Source organism: Thioclava sp. FR2, from assembly GCF_051200875.1.
In the GTDB taxonomy this organism is placed as follows: domain Bacteria; phylum Pseudomonadota; class Alphaproteobacteria; order Rhodobacterales; family Rhodobacteraceae; genus Pseudotabrizicola.
In genome coordinates this window covers 1,633,285-1,656,189 of sequence record NZ_CP195191.1, presented here as the reverse complement: position 1 = coordinate 1,656,189, position 22,905 = coordinate 1,633,285, and the positions used below count along the sequence as shown (strand labels likewise).

At 59.3% G+C, this 22,905-nt stretch carries 24 protein-coding genes and 1 tRNA gene; 16 read left to right on the top strand and 9 right to left on the bottom strand.

Going from position 1 to position 22,905, the window contains the following annotated elements:
- Positions 1–354 precede the first annotated feature (354 nt).
- Positions 355–438, top strand: a tRNA-Leu gene (locus ACSBLW_RS07950).
- 79 nt (positions 439–517) lie between these two features.
- Here ACSBLW_RS07950 and ACSBLW_RS07945 read toward each other — a convergent pair.
- Positions 518–1,003, bottom strand: a complete 486-nt coding sequence (locus tag ACSBLW_RS07945) for an SRPBCC domain-containing protein (RefSeq protein WP_435259676.1) — start codon at positions 1,001–1,003, stop codon at positions 518–520.
- A complete protein-coding gene (locus ACSBLW_RS07940) occupies positions 1,000–1,332 on the bottom strand; it encodes an ArsR/SmtB family transcription factor (protein ID WP_435259675.1) in 333 nt (110 codons plus the stop codon). Before ACSBLW_RS07940 ends, ACSBLW_RS07945 begins: the two co-directional genes overlap by 4 nt.
- A gap of 190 nt (positions 1,333–1,522) precedes the next feature.
- Between ACSBLW_RS07940 and ftsW the strand changes: the two genes are divergently transcribed.
- The 12 genes from ftsW (at position 1,523) to recN (ending at position 15,349) form a co-directional block, all read left to right on the top strand.
- Positions 1,523–2,686 (top strand): putative lipid II flippase FtsW, encoded by a 1,164-nt coding sequence (ftsW, locus tag ACSBLW_RS07935; protein ID WP_435259674.1) that lies wholly within the window; start codon positions 1,523–1,525, stop codon positions 2,684–2,686.
- Between the two features lie 9 nt (positions 2,687–2,695).
- Positions 2,696–3,808, top strand: a complete 1,113-nt coding sequence (locus ACSBLW_RS07930; protein ID WP_435259673.1) for a UDP-N-acetylglucosamine--N-acetylmuramyl-(pentapeptide) pyrophosphoryl-undecaprenol N-acetylglucosamine transferase — start codon at positions 2,696–2,698, stop codon at positions 3,806–3,808.
- Positions 3,805–5,229, top strand: coding sequence for a UDP-N-acetylmuramate--L-alanine ligase (gene murC / locus ACSBLW_RS07925; protein WP_435259672.1), 1,425 nt, complete (start codon positions 3,805–3,807; stop codon positions 5,227–5,229). Before ACSBLW_RS07930 ends, murC begins: the two co-directional genes overlap by 4 nt.
- On the top strand, positions 5,226–5,483 hold the full coding sequence (locus ACSBLW_RS07920; RefSeq protein ID WP_435259671.1) for a DUF2484 family protein: 258 nt from the start codon (positions 5,226–5,228) through the stop codon (positions 5,481–5,483). Before murC ends, ACSBLW_RS07920 begins: the two co-directional genes overlap by 4 nt.
- 127 nt (positions 5,484–5,610) lie before the next feature.
- Positions 5,611–6,543 carry a UDP-N-acetylmuramate dehydrogenase gene (gene murB, locus ACSBLW_RS07915; RefSeq protein ID WP_435259670.1) on the top strand — a complete coding sequence of 311 codons (933 nt, stop codon included), beginning with the start codon at positions 5,611–5,613 and terminating at the stop codon, positions 6,541–6,543.
- Positions 6,544–6,574: 31 nt separating this feature from the next.
- Complete coding sequence (locus tag ACSBLW_RS07910) at positions 6,575–7,492, top strand: D-alanine--D-alanine ligase (protein WP_435259669.1); 918 nt, start codon at positions 6,575–6,577, stop codon at positions 7,490–7,492.
- A 71-nt stretch (positions 7,493–7,563) separates the two neighbouring features.
- A complete protein-coding gene (locus ACSBLW_RS07905) occupies positions 7,564–8,385 on the top strand; it encodes a cell division protein FtsQ/DivIB (protein WP_435260073.1) in 822 nt (273 codons plus the stop codon).
- Positions 8,382–9,713, top strand: coding sequence for a cell division protein FtsA (gene ftsA / locus ACSBLW_RS07900; RefSeq protein ID WP_435259668.1), 1,332 nt, complete (start codon positions 8,382–8,384; stop codon positions 9,711–9,713). The genes ACSBLW_RS07905 and ftsA overlap by 4 nt, the downstream gene beginning before the upstream one ends.
- Positions 9,714–9,939: 226 nt before the next feature.
- Entirely contained in the window at positions 9,940–11,577 is a 1,638-nt protein-coding gene (gene ftsZ / locus ACSBLW_RS07895; RefSeq protein ID WP_435259667.1) for a cell division protein FtsZ, read from the top strand.
- Between the two features lie 203 nt (positions 11,578–11,780).
- The gene (gene lpxC / locus ACSBLW_RS07890; protein ID WP_435259666.1) at positions 11,781–12,701 is read left to right on the top strand and encodes a UDP-3-O-acyl-N-acetylglucosamine deacetylase; all 921 of its coding nucleotides are present in this window, start codon (positions 11,781–11,783) and stop codon (positions 12,699–12,701) included.
- 129 nt (positions 12,702–12,830) lie between these two features.
- A complete protein-coding gene (locus ACSBLW_RS07885; protein WP_435260072.1) occupies positions 12,831–13,670 on the top strand; it encodes an outer membrane protein assembly factor BamD in 840 nt (279 codons plus the stop codon).
- 35 nt (positions 13,671–13,705) lie between these two features.
- Positions 13,706–15,349, top strand: coding sequence for a DNA repair protein RecN (recN, locus tag ACSBLW_RS07880; RefSeq protein ID WP_435259665.1), 1,644 nt, complete (start codon positions 13,706–13,708; stop codon positions 15,347–15,349).
- Positions 15,350–15,436: 87 nt separating this feature from the next.
- On the opposite strand, the gene ACSBLW_RS07875 is transcribed toward recN, so the two are convergent.
- The 5 genes from ACSBLW_RS07875 to ACSBLW_RS07855 all read right to left on the bottom strand — a co-directional run bounded on the left by ACSBLW_RS07875 (position 15,437) and on the right by ACSBLW_RS07855 (position 18,837).
- Positions 15,437–15,823: an SgcJ/EcaC family oxidoreductase gene (locus ACSBLW_RS07875; protein ID WP_435259664.1), complete on the bottom strand. Its 387-nt coding sequence runs from the start codon at positions 15,821–15,823 to the stop codon at positions 15,437–15,439.
- Positions 15,820–17,190 (bottom strand): FAD-binding oxidoreductase, encoded by a 1,371-nt coding sequence (locus ACSBLW_RS07870; RefSeq protein ID WP_435259663.1) that lies wholly within the window; start codon positions 17,188–17,190, stop codon positions 15,820–15,822. Before ACSBLW_RS07870 ends, ACSBLW_RS07875 begins: the two co-directional genes overlap by 4 nt.
- Before the next feature lie 25 nt (positions 17,191–17,215).
- Entirely contained in the window at positions 17,216–17,869 is a 654-nt protein-coding gene (locus ACSBLW_RS07865; protein ID WP_435260071.1) for a DUF1638 domain-containing protein, read from the bottom strand.
- Positions 17,866–18,021 (bottom strand): hypothetical protein, encoded by a 156-nt coding sequence (locus ACSBLW_RS07860; protein ID WP_435259662.1) that lies wholly within the window; start codon positions 18,019–18,021, stop codon positions 17,866–17,868. Before ACSBLW_RS07860 ends, ACSBLW_RS07865 begins: the two co-directional genes overlap by 4 nt.
- A gap of 117 nt (positions 18,022–18,138) precedes the next feature.
- Complete coding sequence (locus tag ACSBLW_RS07855; RefSeq protein ID WP_435259661.1) at positions 18,139–18,837, bottom strand: corrinoid protein; 699 nt, start codon at positions 18,835–18,837, stop codon at positions 18,139–18,141.
- A 159-nt stretch (positions 18,838–18,996) separates the two neighbouring features.
- Between ACSBLW_RS07855 and ACSBLW_RS07850 the strand changes: the two genes are divergently transcribed.
- Entirely contained in the window at positions 18,997–20,085 is a 1,089-nt protein-coding gene (locus ACSBLW_RS07850; protein ID WP_435259660.1) for a PA0069 family radical SAM protein, read from the top strand.
- Between the two features lie 61 nt (positions 20,086–20,146).
- On the opposite strand, the gene bmt is transcribed toward ACSBLW_RS07850, so the two are convergent.
- Together bmt and ACSBLW_RS07840 are read right to left on the bottom strand one after the other, a co-directional pair.
- The gene (gene bmt, locus ACSBLW_RS07845) at positions 20,147–21,157 is read right to left on the bottom strand and encodes a betaine--homocysteine S-methyltransferase (protein WP_435259659.1); all 1,011 of its coding nucleotides are present in this window, start codon (positions 21,155–21,157) and stop codon (positions 20,147–20,149) included.
- Positions 21,158–21,308: 151 nt separating this feature from the next.
- Complete coding sequence (locus ACSBLW_RS07840; protein WP_435259658.1) at positions 21,309–21,623, bottom strand: DUF1476 domain-containing protein; 315 nt, start codon at positions 21,621–21,623, stop codon at positions 21,309–21,311.
- A 170-nt stretch (positions 21,624–21,793) separates the two neighbouring features.
- Here ACSBLW_RS07840 and ACSBLW_RS07835 point away from each other — a divergent pair, with 170 nt between their 5' ends.
- The gene (locus ACSBLW_RS07835; protein WP_435259657.1) at positions 21,794–22,564 is read left to right on the top strand and encodes a phosphoribosylaminoimidazolesuccinocarboxamide synthase; all 771 of its coding nucleotides are present in this window, start codon (positions 21,794–21,796) and stop codon (positions 22,562–22,564) included.
- A gap of 92 nt (positions 22,565–22,656) precedes the next feature.
- Entirely contained in the window at positions 22,657–22,896 is a 240-nt protein-coding gene (gene purS / locus ACSBLW_RS07830) for a phosphoribosylformylglycinamidine synthase subunit PurS (protein WP_435259656.1), read from the top strand.
- Positions 22,897–22,905: the final 9 nt, after the last annotated feature.

Genomic DNA, 22,905 nt, shown 5'->3' with positions numbered 1-22,905 from the left:
TTTTTCCCTGCAAACTCCTGCCGACTATAAAGGGCGGGTTGTCAGGGGAAGTCAATTGCCGCGGCGCGGCAATCTGACCGTGAGTCACGCGCTTGGGCGAATTTGTCTGGTGCTGTCAGCCAGCCAGCCCGACATAGCCCACCAACATCAGACCGAAGAAGAAAACCGAAGTCGAAAGGAACCACATATTACCACCTGCTACTCTGCACCTTGATCGGCGACTGTTTCTACAACGTGTCCAATCACCAAGGCATGACCTTGATCAATCCGTGACGAAAATCGGGCAATTGCGCATTGCCTCTTTTCCCCGCCCAAGTTGACGCTATGGTGCACGGCTACATGACAACCTCGTGTGCCCGCGTGGTGAAATGGTAGACACAGGGGACTTAAAATCCCTAGCCTTCGGGCGTGCCGGTTCAAGTCCGGCCGCGGGCACCAAGGTATCAGGCGCTGGTTCGGCAGGGGCGCAGACGCCCTCTGCCGTCGGCCCAAAAGGGGGGGCAAAGGGCCGTCAAGGTCAAGCCGATTCCGCTTCGCCCGACAAAACCCGCTCCATTCTTTCGTAGCTGATCTCCATGCCGTCAGTCATGCCAGTGGCCAGCATGGCCTCGCGGATCTCGGCATTTGGCACGGTCATCGTCATCTTCATCAGCGTGCCGCTGCCATCGGCGAAGAACTGTGTCTCTACACGATTGTCCGGCGTCGGGTCGGGCAAATACATTCGCTCGACATGCAAGATCCGTTTGCCCGGTTCGATTTCCAGAATTTCGCCATCCGCATGGAACCCATGTCCCTCGGCATTTCGCCACCGATACAGGAATCTACCCCCGACGCGCGCCTCAAATGTGCATTCATGCATTTCCCAACCATCTGGGCCAAGACACCAGCGTTGAAGCAGCGCGGGTTCGACATGGGCGCGATAGACGAGGGCAGGAGGGGCTGCAAATCGCCGTGTGATAATGGCCTGCGTATCTCCATTCAATTCCAGTTTCAGGGCCGTCATGGCGCCTCTCCTTCCTGTGTCAAATCATTAAGCAATGTGTCCAAACGGCGATAATTTGCTTCCATTACAGCTCTGTATCGGCTGAGCCAGTCCCAGATTTCTTCCACCGCTTCGGGGCGCAGCCGCCTTGGGCGAGAGGTGCCGCTGATGCGCGTTTCTATCAGTCCGGCCTCTTCCAACACTTTCAAATGGCGGCTGATCGCTGGCTGGCTGATGGCAAAAGGCGCGGCCAGTTCCTGCACCGTGGCCTCACCTTCGGCCAAACGCGCCAGAATGGCCCGACGGGTCGGGTCGGAAAGCGCCGCGAAACGGCTGTCTAGCTCGGACATGATTGAAATCCAGTTCGTTATATAACGACTTCATTAAATAATGAGTCGAGTCAAGCAGGCACTCTGCTTCAACGCTTCGTGGCCCCCATGCTTTGTTCTGGCCATAACCGCATTTTGCCGCTAGAATCAGTGTCAGATCCGGGGAAAACCCGGACGCAAAAGGCAGAGCAGGCGTTTACAGGCGGTTCCCATGACTGAAATGGTCTATGGCTCCATGCCCTCACGGGTATCCGAGCCGGTAATTCCCCGTTGGTGGCGGACAATCGACAAATGGTCGCTGACCGCGATCATGGTCTTGTTTGGCATCGGACTGCTCTTGGGTCTTGCGGCGTCGGTGCCCTTGGCCACCCGCAATGGCTTGCCCGATTTCTACTATGTCCAGCGTCAGGCGTTCTTCGGGACGGTGGGGCTGGTCGTCATGGTCGGCCTGTCGATGCTGCCACCTTCGGCCATTCGCCGGTTGGGCACGATCGGCTTTGCAATCTCTTTCGTCGCCCTGATGCTTCTGCCCTTCATCGGCACCGACTTTGGCAAAGGCGCGGTCCGCTGGTTTTCCTTTGGCTTCGCCTCGGTCCAGCCCTCGGAATTCCTCAAGCCCGGCTTCATGGTGCTGGCGGGCTGGCTGATGGCCGCAAGCCAAGACCTGAACGGCCCGCCGGGAAAATCGGTCTCCTTGGTCATCGCCGCCGCCGTCGTCATGCTTTTGGCCATACAGCCGGATTTCGGCCAGTCGGCGCTGATCCTCTTTGGCTGGGGCGTGATCTATTTCGTGGCGGGCGCGCCTATGACGCTTCTTGCGGTCATCATCGGCCTTGTCGGCTTTGGCGGAACCGTCGCCTATGAAAGCTCTGAACACTTTGCCCGCCGGATCGACGGCTTCCTGAACCCGGAAATCGACCCGCGCAGCCAGATCGGCTATGCGACGAATGCCATTCAGGAAGGCGGCTTTTTCGGGGTGGGCGTGGGTGAGGGCCAAGTAAAATGGACCCTGCCCGATGCCCATACCGACTTCATCATCGCCGTCGCTGCCGAAGAATACGGCCTGATCCTCGTCCTTCTCATCATCGCGCTTTACGCCACCATCGTTGTCCGCTCGCTCTTTCGCCTGATGCGTGAACGCGATCCCTTTGTCCGGCTGGCCGGAACCGGCCTTGCCTGCATCTTTGGCGTGCAGGCCATGATCAACATGGGCGTGGCCGTGCGTCTGCTGCCCGCCAAGGGCATGACCCTGCCATTTGTCAGCTATGGTGGGTCGTCGGTCATTGCCGCCGGTATCACCGTCGGTATGCTTTTGGCCCTGACCCGCACGCGACCGCAGGGACAAATGGGTGACATCCTGAGACGCGGACGATAAGGGGGGCGCATGACACAAGCACCGCTTCTTCTGATCGCGGCCGGTGGCACCGGCGGCCATATGTTCCCGGCCCAAGCCTTGGCCGAGGCGATGGTCCGCCGCGGCTGGCGCGTGAAACTCTCGACCGACGCGCGCGGCGCCCGATATACCGGGGGCTTTCCCGCAACGGTCAAGGTCGAGGAAGTGGCCTCAGCCACCTTTGCCCGTGGCGGAGCCTTGGCAAAACTGGCCGTCCCCTTTCGCATCGCGGGCGGTATCTTTGGTGCCGTATTTGCCCAAATGAAAGACAAGCCCGCCGTTGTCGTGGGCTTTGGCGGCTATCCCACCATCCCCGCCCTTGCTGCCGCATGGATCCTGCGCCGCCCGCGCATGATTCACGAACAGAATGGTATCCTTGGCCGCGTGAACCAGATCTTCGCGCCCCGCGTGAACACCGTCGCCTGCGGCACATGGCCCACCACTTTACCCGAAGGCGTTCAGGGCCAGCATACCGGCAACCCGGTGCGGGCCGCTGTGCTGGATCGTGCCGGCGCCCCCTACATCCCGCCGGGCGATTACCCGATGAGCCTTGTCGTCATCGGCGGCAGCCAAGGCGCGCGCATCCTTTCCGACGTCGTCCCCGATGCGGTCGCGCAATTGCCTGAAGCCATCCTCAGCAACCTGCGCGTCGCCCATCAGGCCCGCGAAGAAGACCTTTCCCGCGTGATCGAGGCCTATGAGGCCGCCGGCGTCCGCGCCGAAGTGCAACCCTTCTTCCGCGACATCCCCGCCCGCTTGTCCGAGGCGCAACTGGTCATCTCCCGTTCCGGCGCATCCTCCATCGCCGACATCAGCGTGATTGGCCGTCCGGCCATCCTGATCCCCTTTGCCGCCGCCACCGGCGATCACCAAACCGCAAATGCCCGTGGCTTGGTTGACGCCGAGGCCGCCATTCTGATCCCGGAAAAGGCGCTTGACGTCGCCACGCTCAGCGGCCACATGGCGACAATCCTTTCGCAACCGGGCGCGGCAGAGAAGATGGCCGCCAATGCGCTGTCCACCGGTCGCCCCGATGCGACCGAACGGCTTGTTGCCCTTGTTGAAGCCCTAGTAGACCCTAAAGTTCAGGGAGCCACCGCATGAACGCCACCAAACTGCCGCTCGAATTGGGTCCGATCCACTTTGTCGGCATCGGCGGTATTGGCATGTCCGGCATCGCCGAAGTGCTTATGACGCATGGCTACCGGGTGCAGGGGTCCGACGCCAAGGCTTCGAAGATCACTGACCGTCTGGTGAAGCTGGGCGCCACCTTCTTCGAAGGCCAAAGTTCTGCGAATATCGGCGATGATGTGGCCGTCGTGGTGATTTCTTCTGCCATCAAGAAGGGCAACCCAGAGCTGGAAGAAGCCCGCCGCCGCAAACTGCCGGTCGTGCGCCGCGCCGAAATGCTGGCCGAACTGATGCGGATGCGCTCGAACATCGCCATCGCCGGGACGCATGGCAAAACCACAACCACCACGATGGTGGCGACGCTTCTGGACAAGGGCGGGTTCGACCCGACCGTGATCAACGGCGGCGTCATCCATGCCTATGGCTCCAACGCCCGCGCGGGCGCTGGCGAATGGATGGTGGTCGAGGCCGATGAATCCGACGGCAGCTTTAACCGTCTGCCCGCAACCATCGCCATTGTCACCAATATCGACCCCGAGCATATGGAACATTGGGGAACTTTTGACGCGCTCCGCAAAGGCTTTCTCGATTTCGTCTCGAACATCCCGTTCTACGGTCTGGCCGTCTGCTGCACCGACCACCCCGAGGTGCAGGCGCTGGTGGGCCGCGTCACCGATCGCCGTGTCGTGACCTTTGGCTTCAACGCACAGGCAGATGTCCGCGCCGTGAACCTTACTTTCGAAAAGGGCAAGGCTCACTTTGATATCCTGCTTCAGGGCGAAGGCGAAGGTTCGAAAATTGAAGGTTGCACCCTGCCGATGCCGGGCGACCACAACGTGTCCAACGCCCTTTCCGCCGTGGCGGTTGCCCGCCATCTGGGCATGAAGCGCGAAGAGATCCGCGAAGCACTGGCCAATTTCGGTGGCGTCAATCGCCGCTTCACAAAGGTCGGCGAAGTGAATGATGTCACCATCATCGACGATTACGGCCACCACCCGGTGGAAATCGCAGCCGTCCTGAAAGCCGCCCGTCAGGCCGTGTCCGGCACCCCCGGTGCCCGCGTCATCGCTGTGCACCAGCCGCACCGCTATACCCGCCTCTCCAGCCTGTTCGAGGATTTCTGCACCTGCTTCAACGACGCCGATGTCGTGGCCATCGCCGAGGTCTATGCCGCAGGTGAAGACCCGATCCCCGGTGCCAGCCGCGATGATCTGGTCGCAGGGCTCATCGCCCACGGCCACCGCCACGCCCGCGCGCTGTTCGATGAACCCGATCTGGCCCGCCTTGTGCGCGAACAGTCCCGTCCCGGGGATATGGTCGTCTGTCTCGGGGCTGGTACGATTTCCACTTGGGCCAATAACCTTCCGGCCAAGCTTGGCGAGAAGGCGGCATGACCGCCTCGCTGGGCCTTGCCTGCCTCTGGGCGATCATGGCGACCGTGATCGCGATGCTTCCTTCACGCGACCACCATTGGCGCGCAGCCTATGTGCTGATCGCGCTGGGCATCCCGCTGGTCGGCTGGGTCACCTATCAGAACGGCCCCTTCATCGGCATGATCGTCCTTGCCGGCGGCGTCTCCATCCTGCGCTGGCCAGTGATCTACCTTTTCCGCTGGTTCAAATCCCGCGGCAGCAACCCGGCCGAGTGAGCACAACTGCCGCCCCCCGTCTGCACAGGGGGTGTACAGGGGGTGTACGCGGGGTGACATGTCGTATTTTGGCCGAGGACGGGGCAGGGGCTTGCGTCGGGGGCTGGCTTTGGCATAGCAGATGGGCATGACAAACATGCCTGAAACCCGTGGAACCCTGACCCAAAACCGGCCTTTGGCTGACCTGACATGGCTGCGTGTCGGCGGCCCTGCGGATTGGTTTTTCCAGCCAGCGGATGAGGCCGATCTGGCGGCGTTTCTTGCGGCTTTGGATCCTGCCTTTCCGGTCTTTCCAATGGGCGTCGGTAGTAACTTGATCGTGCGCGATGGCGGCCTTCGGGCCGTGGTCATCCGGCTTGGGCGTGGGTTCAATTCCATTGAAATTCAAGGGGATAGGGTTATAGCCGGGGCCGCCGCGCTGGACGCGCATGTTGCGCGGAAATCCGCCGAAGCGGGGCGTGACCTGACCTTCCTGCGCACCATTCCCGGCAGCATTGGCGGCGCGGTGCGAATGAATGCCGGCTGCTATGGCAGCTATGTGGCCGATGTCTTGGAAGAAGTGCGGATCGTCACCCGCGACGGCCGCATCGAAACGCTGCCAGCCTCGGCCCTGAATCTGCGCTACCGTCAGTCAGACCTGCCAGAAGGCGCGGTTCTGGTCTCGGCCACCTTCCGGGCGCCAGATGGCAACCCATTGGCCTTGCAAGAGAAAATGGAAGATCAACTGGCCAAGCGCGACGCCAGCCAGCCCACCAAGGAACGCAGCGCCGGGTCAACCTTTCGCAACCCCGTTGGCCATTCTTCGACCGGTCGGGCCGATGACAGCCATGAATTGAAGGCTTGGAAAGTCATCGACGATGCGGGTATGCGCGGCGCTAGGATCGGCGGCGCGCAAATGTCTGTCATGCATTCCAATTTCATGATCAACGCCGGTGGCGCCACGGCAGCAGATCTTGAAAATCTGGGTGAAGATGTAAGAAAAAAGGTTTTCCAAAACAGCGGGATCACGCTAGAGTGGGAAATCATGCGCGTCGGCGAACCGGCGGCAGAAAAACAATAAAAACGGGTCTTCAAGACCTTAGAGGCAGTAAATGACGGGTACATCGAGCAGGATGTCCCGTGTGGCGGTTCTAAAGGGTGGCTTCTCGGCAGAACGAGAGGTTTCTCTGGTAACAGGTGCAGCCTGTGCCAAGGCGCTGCGCGAGGCGGGATACAATGTGATCGAGGTCGATGCTGGCCCCGACCTTGCCGCGCAACTGATTGAAATTAAACCGGATGTTGTTTTCAATGCTCTGCATGGACGTTGGGGCGAAGACGGCTGTGTTCAGGGTCTCTTGGAATGGCTCAAGATCCCTTACACGCATTCGGGCGTGATGGCTTCGGCCGTTGCGATGGACAAGACCAAGACCAAAGAGGTGTATCGCGCCGCTGGTTTGCCGATTGCCGAAAGCCGGATCGTGACGCGGGACGAGGTCAGCCACGGACATGTTCTGCCGCCGCCCTATGTCGTGAAGCCGAATAACGAAGGCTCCTCGGTCGGGGTTTACATCGTTCGCCCCGGCTCTAACGCGCCGCGACTGGCTGAAACGATGCCTGACATGGTGATGGTCGAGGCCTACGCGCCGGGCCGTGAGCTTTCGATCAGCGTCATGGGCGATCATGCGCTTTGCGTGACCGACATCATCACAGATGGTTGGTACGATTACGATGCGAAATACAAGCCGGGGGGCAGCCGGCATCAACTGCCCGCGAATATCCCTGCCGAAATCGAAGCCGCTTGCCTCGACTACGCGCTGCGTGCCCACAAAGCACTGGGATGCCGTGGTCTTAGCCGCACCGATATCCGTTGGGACGAAGAGAAGGGCGTAGCGGGGCTAATCCTGCTGGAAACCAACACCCAGCCAGGGATGACGCCGACGTCGCTTTCGCCCGAACAGGCCGCGCATCTGGGAATTTCCTTCCCGGACCTTTGCAAGTGGATTGTGGAGGACGCGTCGTGCAACCGTTAACCGCGCAGCGGCGTTACCCCACTGATCCCGGAATACGCCGCGATCCGGCACCGTCGAAATGGGCGTACAAGATGCAGCGGCTGTGGCTTACGCCATTGTTTCGCGTGGCCTTTCGGTTTGGTCTGCCGACGCTCGGCCTTGCGGCTGCCGTGGCAATTGTCGTCGCAGACGCTGATCGCCGGGCCGCGGTAACGAATGCGATTGCCGATATTCGTGAACGGTTTGAAAATCGCCCCGAATTCATGGTGGGACTGGTGTCGGTTGACGGCGCATCGCCCGAATTGGCAGATGCGGTGCGGGCTCGGCTGGATCTGAAGCTGCCGCTTTCGTCTTTCGACATTGACCTGACAGCCGCGCAGCAACGCATCCAGGAACTTGATGCTGTGGCGCGCGCCGACCTGATGGTGCGCTCGGGCGGGTTGCTAAAGGTGCGTATCACCGAGCGCAAGCCGGTGGTTTTGTGGCGCACCGATCTTGGCGTGGAAATGCTTGATGAAACCGGTCACCGCGTTGCATCGCTGTCTTCGCGATCAGACCGGCCCGATTTGCCGCTGATTGCCGGAGAGGGGGCGGATGCTGCAACCCCTGAGGCGCTGGCGCTTATCGCTGCCGCAGAGCCGCTGCATTCGCGTCTTCGCGGGCTGATCCGGGTAGGGGATCGCCGCTGGGATCTGGTTCTTGACCGCAATCAACGCATCCTGCTGCCATCAGAAAACCCAATCGCTGCCGTCGAGCGGCTGATCGCCTTGGATAAGGCTAACGATTTGATGGGCCGAGATATTCTGACGGTTGATCTGCGCAATGAGCACCGCCCCGTCCTGCGTCTGACGCCCTATGCACTTAACCAGCGCCGCCAGGCGCAAGGGTTCGATATTTCTGGGAGTGAACTATGACCGACATCTATCAGTCCCAAAGGGCTATGCGGAACATGCGTCGCGCAGCCATGCAGCGCGGTGTCGTTGCCGTTCTGGACATCGGGACGTCCAAGATCGCCTGCTTGATCCTGCGCTTTGACGGCCCGTCAGAATTCGCAGAAGACGGCATTGGCCCGATGGCCGGTCAGTCGTCTTTCCGTGTCATTGGCGCCGCAACCACGCGGTCGCGCGGTGTCCGCTTCGGCGAAATCGCCGTGATGGCCGAAACCGAGCGCGCCGTGCGCACTGCCGTTCAGGCCGCGCAGAAAATGGCGAATGTGCGTGTTGACCATGTGATTGCCTGCTTCTCGGGCGCAGAGCCGCGGAGCTATGGCTTGGCCGGTGAAATCGAACTGGCCGACAGCGTTGTGACTGAACAGGATGTGGCACGCGTTCTTGCCGCCTGTGACATGCCCGATCTGGGGCATGGCCGTGAAGTCCTGCATGCCCAACCCGTAAATTTTGCACTGGATCATCGGTCTGGCCTTGGCGATCCGCGTGGCCAGATCGGAAATCGCCTTGCGACGGATATGCACCTTTTGTCCGTCGAAGGCTCGGTCGTTCAAAACATCCTGCACTGCATCCAGCGCTGCGATCTGGAACTCGCAGGTCTGGCGTCTTCGGCCTATGTTTCGGGCATTGCCAGCCTTGTGGAAGACGAGCAAGAGCTGGGCGCGGCCTGTATCGACATGGGCGGCGGGGCGACCGGCATTTCGATCTTCATCAAGAAGCACATGATTTTCTCGGACTCCGTTCGGATGGGCGGAGATCACGTTACCTCTGACATCTCCAAAGGCCTGATGGTGCCGATGGCTGTTGCCGAACGCATTAAGACAAAGCATGGCGGCGTTCACGCAACAGGCATGGATGACCGCGAGATGATCGAAGTCGGCGGTGACAGCGGCGATTGGGAAAAGGATCGACGTCAAATCAGCCGAACCGAATTGATCGGCATCATGCGACCCCGCGTCGAAGAGATTTTGGAAGAGGTCCGGATGCGTCTGGATGTGGCAGGGTTCGACCATCTGCCCAGCCAGCAGATCGTCCTGACCGGTGGCGCAAGCCAAATTCCGGGGCTTGATGGATTGGCAAGCCGCATCCTTGGGCAGCGCGTGCGTCTTGGCCGCCCGCTGCGTGTTCAGGGCCTGCCACAGGCTGCAACTGGGGCTGCGTTTTCTTCCGCGGTTGGGCTGTCGCTTTTCGCCACGCATCCGCAAGACGAGTGGTGGGATTTCGAGATTCCGGCGGAACGGTATCCGGCGCGCTCTCTGAAGAGGGTTGTTAAATGGTTCAAGGACAACTGGTAACCGCTATATCCAGCGTAACCGGCGAGATCCCGCTGAAATCGGCGGGATATCCTCTATATTTTGTGGAAATTCCGCGTTTTTTTCGTGACGCGGGGTGGCCTTGTGGATATTCTAGGGGATAAATCGGGGGTTGGTGCTCGGGACAAGCGCCAGTCACTCGGAAAAAGACACGGCAACAGCGGCAAGAAACCCTCTGGCGGCACAACAACAGACAGGCGGATCCTCCATGGCACTTAACCTCATCATGAATGCGCAGCAGCAAGAGCTGAAGCCCCGTATCACAGTTTTTGGTGTTGGTGGTGCCGGTGGGAACGCGGTCAACAACATGATCGACAAGAGCCTTGAGGGCGTCGAATTCGTGGTCGCAAACACGGATGCGCAGGCACTACAGCAATCCAAGGCGTCCAGCCGGATCCAGATGGGGATCAAGGCGACCGAGGGTCTGGGCGCTGGTGCGCGTCCGCAGGTGGGTGCTGCCGCTGCAGAGGAAACCATCGAAGAGATCGTCGATCATCTTGCTGGCGCCCATATGTGTTTCATTACCGCTGGTATGGGTGGGGGCACCGGTACTGGCGCTGCGCCGATCATCGCGCAAGCAGCCCGTGAGCTGGGTGTTCTGACGGTCGGCGTGGTTACAAAGCCTTTCCAGTTTGAAGGCAACAAGCGGATGAAACAGGCTGAAGAAGGCATCGAAGCCCTTCAGAAGGTCGTGGATACGCTGATCATCATTCCGAACCAGAACCTGTTCCGTCTGGCGAACGAACGCACCACCTTTACCGAAGCCTTCGCGATGGCAGACGACGTGCTGTATCAGGGCGTGAAAGGTGTGACCGACCTTATGGTTCGTCCGGGTCTGATCAACCTCGACTTCGCTGACGTTCGTGCGGTGATGGACGAAATGGGCAAGGCAATGATGGGCACCGGTGAAGCAACTGGTGATGATCGTGCTGTCCAGGCAGCCGAAAAGGCAATCGCCAACCCGCTTCTGGACGAAATCAGCCTGAACGGCGCCAAGGGTGTTCTGATCAACATCACCGGTGGCTATGATCTGACGCTGTTCGAACTGGATGAGGCCGCGAACATCATTCGCGAAAAGGTCGATCCCGATGCGAACATCATCGTCGGCTCGACGCTGGACACCAGCATGGAAGGCACCCTGCGCGTTTCGGTCGTGGCGACCGGTATTGATGCAACGACCGCCAAGCTGGAAACGCCGGTAACGCGTCGCTCCATGGCCACGCCGCTGCCGGCCCAGTTTTCTGCGCCCGAGCCAAAGGCTGAACCGGCTTTGACCGTTCAGGTAAAGCAGGCGCCGGCCCTGCAGCCTGCGCCAGTTCAGGTTGCCGCGGCAATGGCACCCGCACAGCCGCAGCTTTTTGAAGCCGAAGAGCAGCACGCTGTGGTCGAAGAAGAAGAGCCGATGATGGACGATCTGCCGGCCCCGGTCTATCGCCCGCAGCCCGCAGCGCAAAGACCGGCTCCGCAGCAGGCTCGCCCTGCCGCTCCTTCGATGTCGGATGACGCCGCTGCCTTCGTCGCGCCGCGTCCCCGTTCGCCCGGAACGCCGTCGCCTGAAGCGCTGGCTCGTCTGCAGGCAGCCGTGTCGAAATCGCCTGCCCAGGCTCCGGCACAGCGTCAGCCTCAGCAACCAGCAGCCGCCACTGCAGAAGCTCCGCGTCCGCGCTTTGGCATCGGTTCGCTGATCAACCGGATGGCCGGTGGGGGCCATGCTGAAGAGCCTCAGCGCCAGCAAGCCGCCAGCCGTCAGCAACCGCCAGTGACGTCCTATGATGACGATCAGGATATGACTGCAAGCCAGGAGCGGATTGAGATCCCAGCCTTCCTGCGCCGTCAGGCAAACTGACACACGTCTGTAACAAAACGATGAAAGCTCGCCAAAATGGCGGGCTTTTTATTTTCTTTTCAATATCTTAGAGCTGTTCGCCTTTGTTGCGAAGCGTCACAAAGCGTGAATGGTTTTCTTCGGTCGCGATAGTTAAATAGTGTTCAACAAAGTCCGAAGCCTGTCTTGGCCCGCGGACTAAGACAGGCAAGAGTGAGACGACCGTGCAAAACACGTTGAAATCGGCGGCAAAGTTCAAGGGGCTCGGATTGCATTCCGGGCGCCCTGTTCGCATGACTGTCCGGCCTGCTTCGGCTGATTATGGCATCTGGTTCAAGCGGACGGATGTGCCTGAGGCGCAGTCGATGATCCCGGCCTATTGGGATAATGTCGTGCCATCGCGCCTTTGCACGCTTCTTCGCAATGAGCAGAACGTCGAGGTCTCGACGGTAGAGCATATCATGGCTGCCCTTGCGGGTTGCGGAGTCCATAACGCCCTGATCGAGATTGACGGACCAGAAGTGCCGATCCTCGACGGGTCTTCTGTGCCTTTCGTGAACGCATTCCTTGATGTTGGTCTTACCGAACAAACTGCGCCCGTGCGGGCCATTCGTGTTCTGAAGACGATCGAAGTGACCGAGGGTTTGGCGACGGCTCGGATGGAACCCGCTGATATGCTGGAGATCGAATTCGAGATCCAGTTTGAGGATGCTGCGATTGGACATCAGGAAAAGTCTTTGAACCTTTCCAACGGAACCTTCGTGCGTGAGCTTTGCGACAGCCGCACCTTCTGCCGTCAGGTTGATGTCGATGCGATGCGCGCAAATGGTCTTGCTTTGGGCGGTACGCTTGAAAACGCTGTCGTCTTCGAAGGCGATACCGTGTTGTCTCCCGGCGGTCTGCGCCACAAGGACGAACCGGTCCGGCACAAGATGCTGGACGCGATGGGTGACCTGTACCTTGCGGGCGGGCCGATTCTGGGCCGCTACACAGGGATCCGCGCAGGTCATGCACTGACAAACCGTTTGCTGCGGGCCCTTTTCGCCGACCCGACGGCGTGGAAAATGGTCGAATGCAGCCCGCAAACCGTGGGTAAACTTCCCGGTGTGGGTGTGCAGCACAGCGACCTTCCGGCGATTGCTTGATTTCGTTACCCAAGTTGGCGCAAAGGCGTTTTGCGCCCCGGATTTTTCTGTGCTAGGACAAACGGCAACAGCATAGGCCGGGCTTTATTTTGTGTCCGGCTTTCGGGTGGGTTGATGGATAGGCAGAAGATGGCAGGCGTAAAATCCGGTGCGCAGTGGGTTGGCATCGCGCTTCTGATCACGACGCTTGCAGCCTGTGGAAACAGGGAAGAAGAGCGGACGCTGGACAGTTATACCGCTGAAGAGATCTACAAGCAGGGCGAGCTGCAGTTGGAAAACGGCGCAAAGCCGAAGGATGCGATCCGTTATTTTCAGGAAGTCGAGCGCCTTTATCCCTATTCGCAGTGGTCAAAGCGCGCCTTGATCATGACGGCTTTCAGTCAGCATAAGGCCAAGGAATACGAAGAGGCCCGCTCCACGGCTCAGCGTTTCCTTGATACCTATCCCGAGGACGAAGACGCGCCTTATGCCGCTTATCTGATGGCACTGTCTTATTACGACCAGATTGACGAAGTCGGTCGTGATCAGGGCATCACATTCCAGGCCCTTCAGTCCATGCGGACGGTGATTGAGCAGTATCCGGACAGCGATTATGCACGCTCTGCGATGCTGAAATTTGACCTGGCCTTCGATCACCTTGCTGGCAAGGAAATGGAAATCGGGCGCTACTACCTGAAACGTCGCAATTACGCCGCCTCGATCAACCGGTTCCGCGTTGTTGTGCAGGATTTCCAGACAACAACCCACACAGCCGAAGCCCTGCACCGTCTGGTCGAGGCCTATCTTGGCCTTGGCCTGAATGACGAGGCGCAGACCGCGGCCGCCATTCTTGGCTACAACTACCAATCTTCACCCTTCTATCAAGACAGCTACAACTTGCTGAAGGGCCGCGGACTGGAGCCGGAAGCCAAAGGCGACAGCTGGCTTCGCTCGGTCTATCGCCAGATGATCAAGGGCGAATGGTTGTAAGGAAGCTCTGGGCTGATGCCCCGACAGGATGACCGATGCTGCGTTCGCTTGATATCCGCGATGTGCTGATCATCGACCGTCTCAGTCTTGAACTGGGGCAGGGGTTGAACGTCCTGACTGGGGAAACCGGGGCCGGCAAATCAATCCTGCTTGACGCCTTGGGGTTTGTCTTAGGTTGGCGTGGGCGTGCCGAATTGGTGCGTAACGGAGCGTCTCAGGGCGAAGTGACGGCAGTTTTTGATCTGCCGCCGGGTCATGCCGCCGAGGCAGTGCTGACCGAGGCGGGGATTGAACCTGAAGGCGACCTCATTCTGCGCCGGATCAACACTGCGGATGGGCGCAAGACGGCTTGGGTGAATGATCGCAGGGTCTCGGGAGAGGTCTTGCGGGCCTTGTCGGACGTGCTGGTGGAATTGCATGGCCAGCATGATGATCGGGGCCTTTTGAACCCTCGTGGCCATCGTCAACTTCTGGATGCCTTCGGAAATATCGACACAAAGCCCGTCAGCGAAGCTTGGACTTTGGCGCGAAAGACCCGTGCCGAACTGGCGAAAGCAGAAGCCTCTCTTGCGGCGGCGCGGGTAGAAGAGGAATTCCTGCGCCATGCAGTGGCAGAGTTGGACAAGCTGAACCCGGAACCCGGGGAAGAAGCCAGCCTTGATGTGTTGCGGCGCCAGATGCAAGGGGCCGAGCGCATCCGCAGCGACGTGGCCCGCGCATTTCAGATGATGGGCGACGAAGGGGCAGAAGGCACCCTGCGGGACGCGCAGCGCTGGCTGGAAGGTGCAGCCGACCGGGCAGGGGGAAAGCTCGAGGCGCCACTTGCGGCGCTGTCTCGGGCATTGCTTGAACTTTCCGAGGCTCAGGCTGGCGTCGAGTCCTGCCTGGGAGATCTGGACTTCAACCCGGCAGAGCTTGAGCGTCTGGAAGAGCGCCTCTTTGCCATTCGGGCCTTGGCGCGCAAACACGGCGTCCTGCCGGATGATCTGGGCAAACACGCTGAAGATTTGCGAGCGCGGCTGCACGCTTTGGACGATGGAGAGGCCGGTATCGGACGGCTTCAGGCAGCCGCCGCCGCGGCTGAGACAGCTTACAGTCAGGCCGCGTCGGCCCTTACGGGCAGCCGCAAACTGGCCGCCCGAAGGCTGGATGCGGCGATGGTGGCCGAACTTGCCCCGCTGAAAATGGAACGCGCCGTTTTTGAGACGGCGATCACGGGCGGCGAACCCGGACCTGAAGGCGTGGATGAGGTGACCTTTACCGTTGCCACCAATCCGGGCGCTCCTGCCGGGCCTTTGAACCGGATTGCGTCGGGGGGCGAACTGTCGCGCTTCCTTCTTGCCCTGAAAGTGTGCCTGACAGGCAATACACCCGGTCTTACAATGATTTTTGACGAGATCGACAGGGGCGTCGGGGGGGCTACGGCTGATGCAGTCGGACGCAGACTCAAGACGCTGTCATCTGGCGCACAAGTCCTGGTGGTCACCCATTCCCCGCAGGTCGCAGCCCTGGGTTCGCACCATTGGCGGGTCGAAAAGCGTGTTGAAAGCGATCAGACACTTTCAACTGTGGTCCCTTTGAACGCGTCTGAGCGCGTTGAAGAAATCGCTCGGATGCTGTCGGGCGATACGATCAGCAATGCGGCGCGTGACGCTGCCAAAGCCTTACTTCAGGCATAAAGCGTTTTGGGTTTTTGTTGATTAAACAAGTATCGGAATTCGAACGAAATTGGTTCGAATTCCGATGCAAGATAAAAGCAAAACGCACTAGCCATCAACCACTGCAAAAGTTGCCGTTTTGGCAAGCCAAACCTCACCCTCATTGGCCAAGACGACTGTCAAAAGCGCACCGACACGGGGCATCTCGGCACCATTTGCATCGCGCAGACCTGTCACGACATATCGCTTGTGCAGAATGACCACATCACTCCCAAGCGACTGCTGCCCGGTTCGTCCGGTGACCAAACGCGCCATGCGCGACAGGCCTGCGAATTCTTCTGCCAGACCGGCTTCTATCGCACGCCGCCCTTCCAGATGACGTCCGGTCAGGCTGTGCAGGTTGCCGTCTTCGGAAAACAGCGCCGCCAAACCTGCCGCATCTTGCGTGCCAAAAGCCTGGGCAAAGAGACGGGCGAAACTTTGCTGGTCGCTCATCGCTGTGGCACCAGCTTGCCCGGGTTCATTAGGCCTTTCGGGTCCAAAGCCCGTTTGATTGCGCCCATGACCTGCCAAGCAGCGCCATGTTCGGCGGGCATGAAACCCAGTTTTCCCATGCCGATCCCATGTTCCCCTGACACAGTTCCGCCAAGACGCAGTGCGCGTTCGGCCATGCGAGCGGACAGCTTTTTTGCGACGGTCAATTCTGCGGCGTCACCCGGCTGAACCAACAGAATCGCATGGAAATTGCCATCCCCTACATGGCCAAGGATTGGGCCCGGAATGGGGCTTGCCTCGATGTCCGCCTGCGTTTCTTCAACAGCCTCGGCAAGCGCGCTGATTGGCACACAGACATCAGTCACCATCGCCGTTGCGCCAGGACGGCTTGCCAGGATCGCAGGATAGGCCTGATGGCGCATTTTCCACAACTGGGTCCGGTCCTCTTGCGCCTTGGCCCAGCGGAATCCCGTTGAGCCATAGTCACGAGCAATTTCGCCAAATCTTTCCGCCTGTTCGGCCACCCCTGCGGGCGAACCATGGAATTCAACCAGCAAGAGCGGTTGCAAAGGCAGGCTATGCCCAGACCACGCGTTGCAGGCCGCAACCGAGGCTGCATCCAAGAATTCGATCCGTGCCAAGGGAATGCCCATCTGGATTGTCGCCGTCACACAATCGACGGCCGAGGCCATGTCAGGAAACGCACAAGACGCGGCAGAAACCGCCTCTGGTTGGCCATGCAGGCGGATCGTCAGGTCGGTGACCAGACCGAGGGTTCCTTCCGACCCCACCATAAGCGACGTCAGATCATAACCTGCGCTCGATTTCGGGGCGCTTGATCCGGTTCGGATCACGGACCCATCGGCCAGCACGACTTCAAGCCCCAGCACGTTATCACGCATCGTTCCATAGCGGACCGCAGTCGTGCCGCTGGCCCGCGTCATGGCCATTCCGCCAAGGCTGGCATTCGCCCCCGGATCGACCGAAAAGAACAGACCTGTCGCCCGCAGTTCTTCGTTTAGCCGTTCGCGCGTGATGCCCGGTTGAACGACCACCAGCATATCTTCTGGAAAAACGGCCAAGACCTTGTCCATGCGCGAGAAATCAATTGTCACACCACCAAACGGCGTCAGGGCATGCCCTTCCAGAGAGGTGCCCGCCCCCCAACCTGTCATAGGCACACCATGCCGCGAGCAAGCCGCGGCGATGCGCGAAACTTCTTCTGTCGTTTCCGGAAAGACCACGACATCGGGCAGACGAGTGTGAATATGCGTTTCCGACTGAGCGTGATGGGTCAAAACCGATTTGTTCTGACTGGCGCGGGGGCCAAGAAAGGCCAACTCCGGCAGAAGCTGTTCGATGGGCATTGCTGTCTCCGTTTGCAAACGGAAGCTATGCCCTCACGCGGTCCGCCGCAACCTGACGAAGCGAGGTGGCCAAGTCACCATAGCCGGTAAACCGCCGCTCATAGGCCAATCCCAGCCGATCGGCACAGGACTTTGCCTTTTCATCCAGCAACAGGTCATCTGTCTGTGCCTGATAGATCAGCTTTGTGTAATGCCCGAAATACATGTCGCGCAACTCCGGGTGGCGATCCAGCCCCATCGGCTTCCACACAAAGGCATCAAACTGCCGCACCAGAAAGTCGGTCAGGTAAAAAGCGGTAAACTCGTCTTCGGCCTTGGCAGCAAAGGCTTCGTTGCCTTCAAGAAAGGAATAGCAATGTGGGCCTTCCACCATTCCAACGCCAAGTTCCGCGCACTTCGCCTGCAAAAGTCCTCCCGTTCCGCAGTCGGCGTAAACGACAAAGACTTGCTCGTAATCTGCCCGCCGCTCCATCACGGCTTTTTCGACCGCTGCGGTGATCTTCTCCGGCCAAAGGTGCAAATTGGCGGGAAGACATTGTAGGTCCAGATGCGTCCAGCCATTTGCGCGCTTCAGGGCAAGGATCTCATGCGCCAAAGCACCGCAAGCGATGAGCAAGGTTTGACCCGCGCCATTGGGCGTCAGGCCTGCTTCGGTCAAGATGCGGTCATCTGGCGCTATCGCCACTGACGAATTCCCAAGAAAAGGCTGCCGGCAAGCGTCGCAAAGGCCAAGGCAATCAGCGGCACCTCAGCGACAAAGGCCAAGGCCAAGGTGGCCCCAGCGGCGCAAATCACAAACGCGATCATCGCAAGAAATAGGGGAAGCGGCATGGTTCACTCCTGTTCCTGTCATGAATGTGTGACTTTCCAAGGCAAAAGCCAAGGGCCAGCGAAAGAAAAAGCCCCGGAGCGATTTCTCGGTCCGGGGTTATCATTTCAGTGTGGCGATCAGCCGTTCATCTGGTTGTGCTTGCGCGCGACCCAGATTTTCGCCGTTTCCACGGCCACAGCGGCGTCACGGCAATAGGCGTCAGCGCCAATTGCACGGCCGAATTCTTCGTTCAGCGGCGCGCCGCCGACCAGCACGATATAGTCTTCGCGCAGGCCCTTTTCTTTCATCGTGTCGATGACGACTTTCATGTAAGGCATGGTGGTGGTCAGCAGAGCCGACATGCCAAGGATGTCGGGCTGTTCTTTCTCCAGCGCCTCAAGATACTTCTCGACAGCGTTGTTGATGCCCAGATCAACCACTTCAAAGCCCGCGCCTTCCATCATCATCGCAACAAGGTTCTTGCCGATGTCATGGATGTCGCCCTTGACGGTGCCGATCACCATCTTGCCCATGCGCGGTGCGCCGGTTTCGGCCAAAAGCGGCTTCAGGATTGCCATGCCCGCTTTCATCGCGTTCGCGGAAAGCAGCACTTCCGGCACGAACAGAATGCCATCACGGAAGTCGTTTCCGACGATCGTCATCCCGGCGACAAGCGCCTTTGTCAGCACGTCGTAAGGGGCCCAACCGCGTTCGATCAGGATGTTAACGCCTTCTTCGATTTCCTCTTTCAGGCCATCGTAAAGGTCGTCATGCATCTGCAGGACCAGTTCGTCATCCGACAGTTCGGACAGGATGATTTCGTCGTCATCGGCCATGTGTGCGCTCCCGCAACGTAAAGACATTTCCCCGTGAATGAGGCCAAAGCGCCGCTTTCACTTTCCGGTTTCCGACATGCGCCGATTTAAAGCCGACAGCAAGCCTTTGTGCGATCAGAGAACTTGAAAATTGTTCACTATATGTTCACAGTGCAGCTCATGTTGCATCCTGATCCATCTCTCAAACGCGGTCAAAAGGTTCGTGCAAGAGGTGCAGGTTCGAACCGCAGCGGGCGCTTTGAGGCCCATGAACTGGTCGCCTTTGATGACGGTTGGGCTGGTGAGGAAGAGGATCATTTGCTTCGCACAGAAGTGCGAACAGAAGTGCCTCGGTCGGCGCTTAGTTACAATAAGTCTCCGGATTTGCCCTTTGACCGCAGTATCAACCCCTACAGGGGCTGCGAACACGGCTGTATCTATTGCTTTGCGCGTCCCACACATGCCTGCCTCAACCTTTCTCCAGGCTTGGATTTCGAAACGCGCCTTATTGCACGACCGGGGATCGAAAAGGTGCTGGAGCAAGAGCTTAGGTCGCGGAATTATAAGGTTGGGACAATTGCGATTGGTACGAACACCGATCCATACCAGCCTTGCGAAGGCAATCTTCGGATAATGCGGAATGTGCTGGCGGTCTTGTCAGAGTTCCGGCACCCGACTGCAATTACCACAAAGGGAACCTTGGTCGAGCGTGACATTGACCTGCTGGCACCCATGGCCGCGCTTGGTCTGCTGCGAGTTGGGGTATCGGTCACCACGCTGGACTCTGATCTTTCCCGAAAGATGGAACCCAGAGCGCCTTCTCCCGCGCGGCGTCTGGCCCTGATTCGTCGTTTGACTGACGCAGGTATCCCAGTCCGCGCCATGGTCGCGCCCGTCGTTCCTGGCCTGACCGATCAGGAACTGGAGCCGATTTTGTCGGCGGTGAAAGAGGCTGGGGCGGTCGCTGCAAGCTGGATCGCGCTCAGACTGCCGTTGGAAGTCTCTCCTCTCGTTCAAAACTGGCTGCAAACACATTTCCCACAGCGCGCCGCAAAGGTGATGAACCGTTTGCGCGAGATGCATGGTGGCAAAGACTACGATGCGGAATGGGGGCGCCGGATGCGGGGGCAGGGGCTGTGGTCAGAACTCATTTCGCAACGGTTCGACAAAGCTTGCATGCGTGTGGGGCTCGTCAAACAACTTCCGCCCCTCAGGCACGATCTTTTTTCAGCGCCACTCCGATCAGGGGACCAGTTATCCCTGTTCTGAAGCGCAAATTTCTTTGAAGAAATTTGCAAAATCCTTGAAAGGGTTTTGGCCAGTCAGGCGGTCAACCGCGGCGGCCCCGACGTTCGCGGCGCGGCGCATTGGCGTCATCTCCGGTTCCGTCCGAGGCCGACGAGAATGGACCCAGTTTTGCGACGATATCATCCAAACTCGGGCGTGGTCCTTTCGGGCGACTTTCCAAAGCCGCGCGCATCGCTTTCAGGTGTTCCGGCATCGTGCCACAGCAGCCGCCAATGATCCGCACCCCGGCATCGCGCGCCAGAACGGCATATTCGGCCATCAAGTCCGGTGTGCCATCGTAGTGGATATGGCCGTCGTGATATTTGGGGATGCCTGCATTGCCTTTTGCGATGACGGGCCGCTCGGTTCCTGTGGAAAGGAAACCCATAACGGTTCTCATCAGGTCAGAGGCGCCAACGCCGCAATTGGCGCCAAAAGCAATAGGCGGATTGGGCAGTTTTTCAACCAGTTCCGACAAGGCAGAAGAGGTTAAACCCATCATGGTGCGGCCTGCGGTGTCGAAACTCATCGTGCCGCACCACGCCATACCAGCTAATTTTGCAGCTTCGGCAGCAGCCTTGTATTCCTCAGGTGCCGAGATCGTCTCGATCCACAGTACATCCGCCCCGCCAGCCTTCAGGCCCTCGGCCTGCTCGTGGAACATTTCCACGGCCAAGGCATGGGTAAGGCTACCCATCGGTTCAAAGATTTCGCCAGTTGGACCAACAGAACCGGCGACGATCACCGTGCGCCCAGAGGCGTCTGCGATCTCACGGCCCAAGCTTGCGCCGATGCGGTTCAACTCATGAACGCGGTCCTGGGCATTGTGAAGCTTCAGGCGGCTTGCATTGCCACCAAATGTGTTGGTCAGGAAGATGTCAGAGCCAGCCTCAACCGCGCCTCGGTATAGTTTGCGGATGTTGTCAGGCTGGTCGACGTTCCACAGTTCGGGCGGTTCGCCCGAGGACAAGCCCATGTTGAAAAGGTTGGTCCCAGTGGCACCATCGGCCATCAGCCAATCGCGTTCTGCAAGAAGTTTGGAAAGTGCGTCCATCTGGGTCTTGTCCCTTTACCCTTGTTGCACCAGCCTTGCCACGAGGCAGGTCTGAAAAGCAATTTGATTATGCGCATGATCTTCATGCGTGAACGACAAAGAGCCGCCCATTGGCCCGGGCGGCTCTTATTCTTCAGCCGTCCGGGACGGATCAGATTTCCGACATCAGCTGCGCTTTGGCGACTGGCAGAAGCTCACCCATCTTGGCGCGAACTTCATCCGCCGAGGATTTTGAGCCGAGATCGCCAGCCACCTTGCGGACCACATCTTCGATACCGGCTTCCTCGAAATCCGCGGCGATGACCTCTGCGACGTAAGCCGCGGTTTCATCTTCGGACTTCCCCATCAGGCCGGCGGCCCAAAGAGCGACCAACTTGTTGCGGCGCGCTTCGGCCTTGAACTGCATTTCGGCATCATGGGCGAACTTGGCTTCAAATGCGTGTTCGCGATCGTCAAAGGTGGTCATGGGCAGGCCCCTTGATTGAAGTGTCTTTCCTGACATATGCCCTTCCCGGGCTTTGGCTGCAAGGCCAACCATGCCGCCTTGCGGCAGTGCGCCGCGTGTTGTAAGGGCTGGGACCACATCTGGAGGGTGCCTTTAGGCGCCCTTTTGGCGCTTTTCGGTTCGGAGAATTCATGGCACGCCGCAAGAAGGTCTACGAGGGCAAGACGAAGATCCTCTATGACGGTCCGGAACCCGGCACGCTGATTCAGTATTTCAAGGACGAAGGCAGCCAGCCCGAATCTCCTGCGCCGGTTCAGACGGTGTCAAACGACGGCAAAGGCGTTCTGAACAATCGCCTGTCCGAATTCTTCATGACCGGCTTGAATTCGATCGGCGTTCCCACGCATTTCTTGAAACGGCTGAACATGCGCGAACAACTCGTGCGGATGGCCGAGATCATTCCGCTGGAAGTGGTTGTTCGGAATTTCGCGGCCGGAGAGCTTTCGTCGCGTCTTGGGATTGCGGAAGGCACCGCCCTGCCGCGCCCAATTGTTGAATATTACTACAAGGACGATCGGCTGAATTCGCCGATGGTCTCCGAAGAGCATATCATCGCCTTCGGCTGGGCCACGCAGCAGGATCTGGACGATATTGTTGCTTTGGCCTTGCGCGTGAATGACTTCATGTCCGGCGTGATGCTGGGGGTGGGCATCAGGCTGGCCGATTTCCGTATCGAAGTGGGGCGTGTCTGGGAGGGCGACTATATGCGCCTGATCGTGGCAGATGAGATCAGCCCGGACAGTTGCCGTCTGTGGGATATGCGCGGCGTGACCGATCGGACCGACGGACAGCCAGTGGCTGACCCCGGCCCCTTGGCCGATGCCTATACTGAACTTGCCCGCCGGCTTGGCGTGCTGCCGTCGAATGTGACGCATACAACCAAACCTACCTTGATCAATTAGCTGCGCCTCGTGCCACGGACGCGGCTGCCTCTTGCGCCCAAGGGTGGGGGGCGCTAATCGGGGCGCAAAGATTTGCCAATCTGGAGACTCCCATGAAAGCGCGCGTGACCGTCATGCTGAAGACCGGTGTTCTGGACGTTCAGGGCGAGGCCGTGCGCCACGCATTGGGAACGTTGGGCTTTGCCGGGGTAAACGGCGTGCGTCAGGGTAAAGTGATCGAGCTTGATCTGGCAGAGACCGATGCGTCCAAAGCGGAAGCCGATGTGAAGGCCATGTGTGAAAAGCTTTTGGCCAACACGGTGATCGAAAGCTACAAGGTCGAGCTGATCTAAAAAGCCGCT

Coding starts and splice junctions, on each gene's coding strand:
- ACSBLW_RS07855 (WP_435259661.1), bottom strand. CDS start 18,837: ATGGCCGATGACGACGAAATCATCCTGTCCGAACTGTCGGATGACGAA.
- murC (WP_435259672.1), top strand. CDS start 3,805: ATGAACGCCACCAAACTGCCGCTCGAATTGGGTCCGATCCACTTTGTC.
- purS (WP_435259656.1), top strand. CDS start 22,657: ATGAAAGCGCGCGTGACCGTCATGCTGAAGACCGGTGTTCTGGACGTT.
- ACSBLW_RS07920 (WP_435259671.1), top strand. CDS start 5,226: ATGACCGCCTCGCTGGGCCTTGCCTGCCTCTGGGCGATCATGGCGACC.
- ftsZ (WP_435259667.1), top strand. CDS start 9,940: ATGGCACTTAACCTCATCATGAATGCGCAGCAGCAAGAGCTGAAGCCC.
- ACSBLW_RS07835 (WP_435259657.1), top strand. CDS start 21,794: ATGGCACGCCGCAAGAAGGTCTACGAGGGCAAGACGAAGATCCTCTAT.
- ACSBLW_RS07940 (WP_435259675.1), bottom strand. CDS start 1,332: ATGTCCGAGCTAGACAGCCGTTTCGCGGCGCTTTCCGACCCGACCCGT.
- ACSBLW_RS07885 (WP_435260072.1), top strand. CDS start 12,831: ATGGCAGGCGTAAAATCCGGTGCGCAGTGGGTTGGCATCGCGCTTCTG.
- murB (WP_435259670.1), top strand. CDS start 5,611: ATGACAAACATGCCTGAAACCCGTGGAACCCTGACCCAAAACCGGCCT.
- ACSBLW_RS07840 (WP_435259658.1), bottom strand. CDS start 21,623: ATGACCACCTTTGACGATCGCGAACACGCATTTGAAGCCAAGTTCGCC.
- ACSBLW_RS07870 (WP_435259663.1), bottom strand. CDS start 17,190: ATGCCCATCGAACAGCTTCTGCCGGAGTTGGCCTTTCTTGGCCCCCGC.
- ACSBLW_RS07850 (WP_435259660.1), top strand. CDS start 18,997: ATGTTGCATCCTGATCCATCTCTCAAACGCGGTCAAAAGGTTCGTGCA.
- ACSBLW_RS07910 (WP_435259669.1), top strand. CDS start 6,575: ATGACGGGTACATCGAGCAGGATGTCCCGTGTGGCGGTTCTAAAGGGT.
- ACSBLW_RS07860 (WP_435259662.1), bottom strand. CDS start 18,021: ATGCCGCTTCCCCTATTTCTTGCGATGATCGCGTTTGTGATTTGCGCC.
- ACSBLW_RS07875 (WP_435259664.1), bottom strand. CDS start 15,823: ATGAGCGACCAGCAAAGTTTCGCCCGTCTCTTTGCCCAGGCTTTTGGC.
- recN (WP_435259665.1), top strand. CDS start 13,706: ATGCTGCGTTCGCTTGATATCCGCGATGTGCTGATCATCGACCGTCTC.
- ACSBLW_RS07930 (WP_435259673.1), top strand. CDS start 2,696: ATGACACAAGCACCGCTTCTTCTGATCGCGGCCGGTGGCACCGGCGGC.
- ACSBLW_RS07945 (WP_435259676.1), bottom strand. CDS start 1,003: ATGACGGCCCTGAAACTGGAATTGAATGGAGATACGCAGGCCATTATC.
- ftsW (WP_435259674.1), top strand. CDS start 1,523: ATGACTGAAATGGTCTATGGCTCCATGCCCTCACGGGTATCCGAGCCG.
- bmt (WP_435259659.1), bottom strand. CDS start 21,157: ATGGACGCACTTTCCAAACTTCTTGCAGAACGCGATTGGCTGATGGCC.
- ACSBLW_RS07905 (WP_435260073.1), top strand. CDS start 7,564: ATGCAGCGGCTGTGGCTTACGCCATTGTTTCGCGTGGCCTTTCGGTTT.
- ftsA (WP_435259668.1), top strand. CDS start 8,382: ATGACCGACATCTATCAGTCCCAAAGGGCTATGCGGAACATGCGTCGC.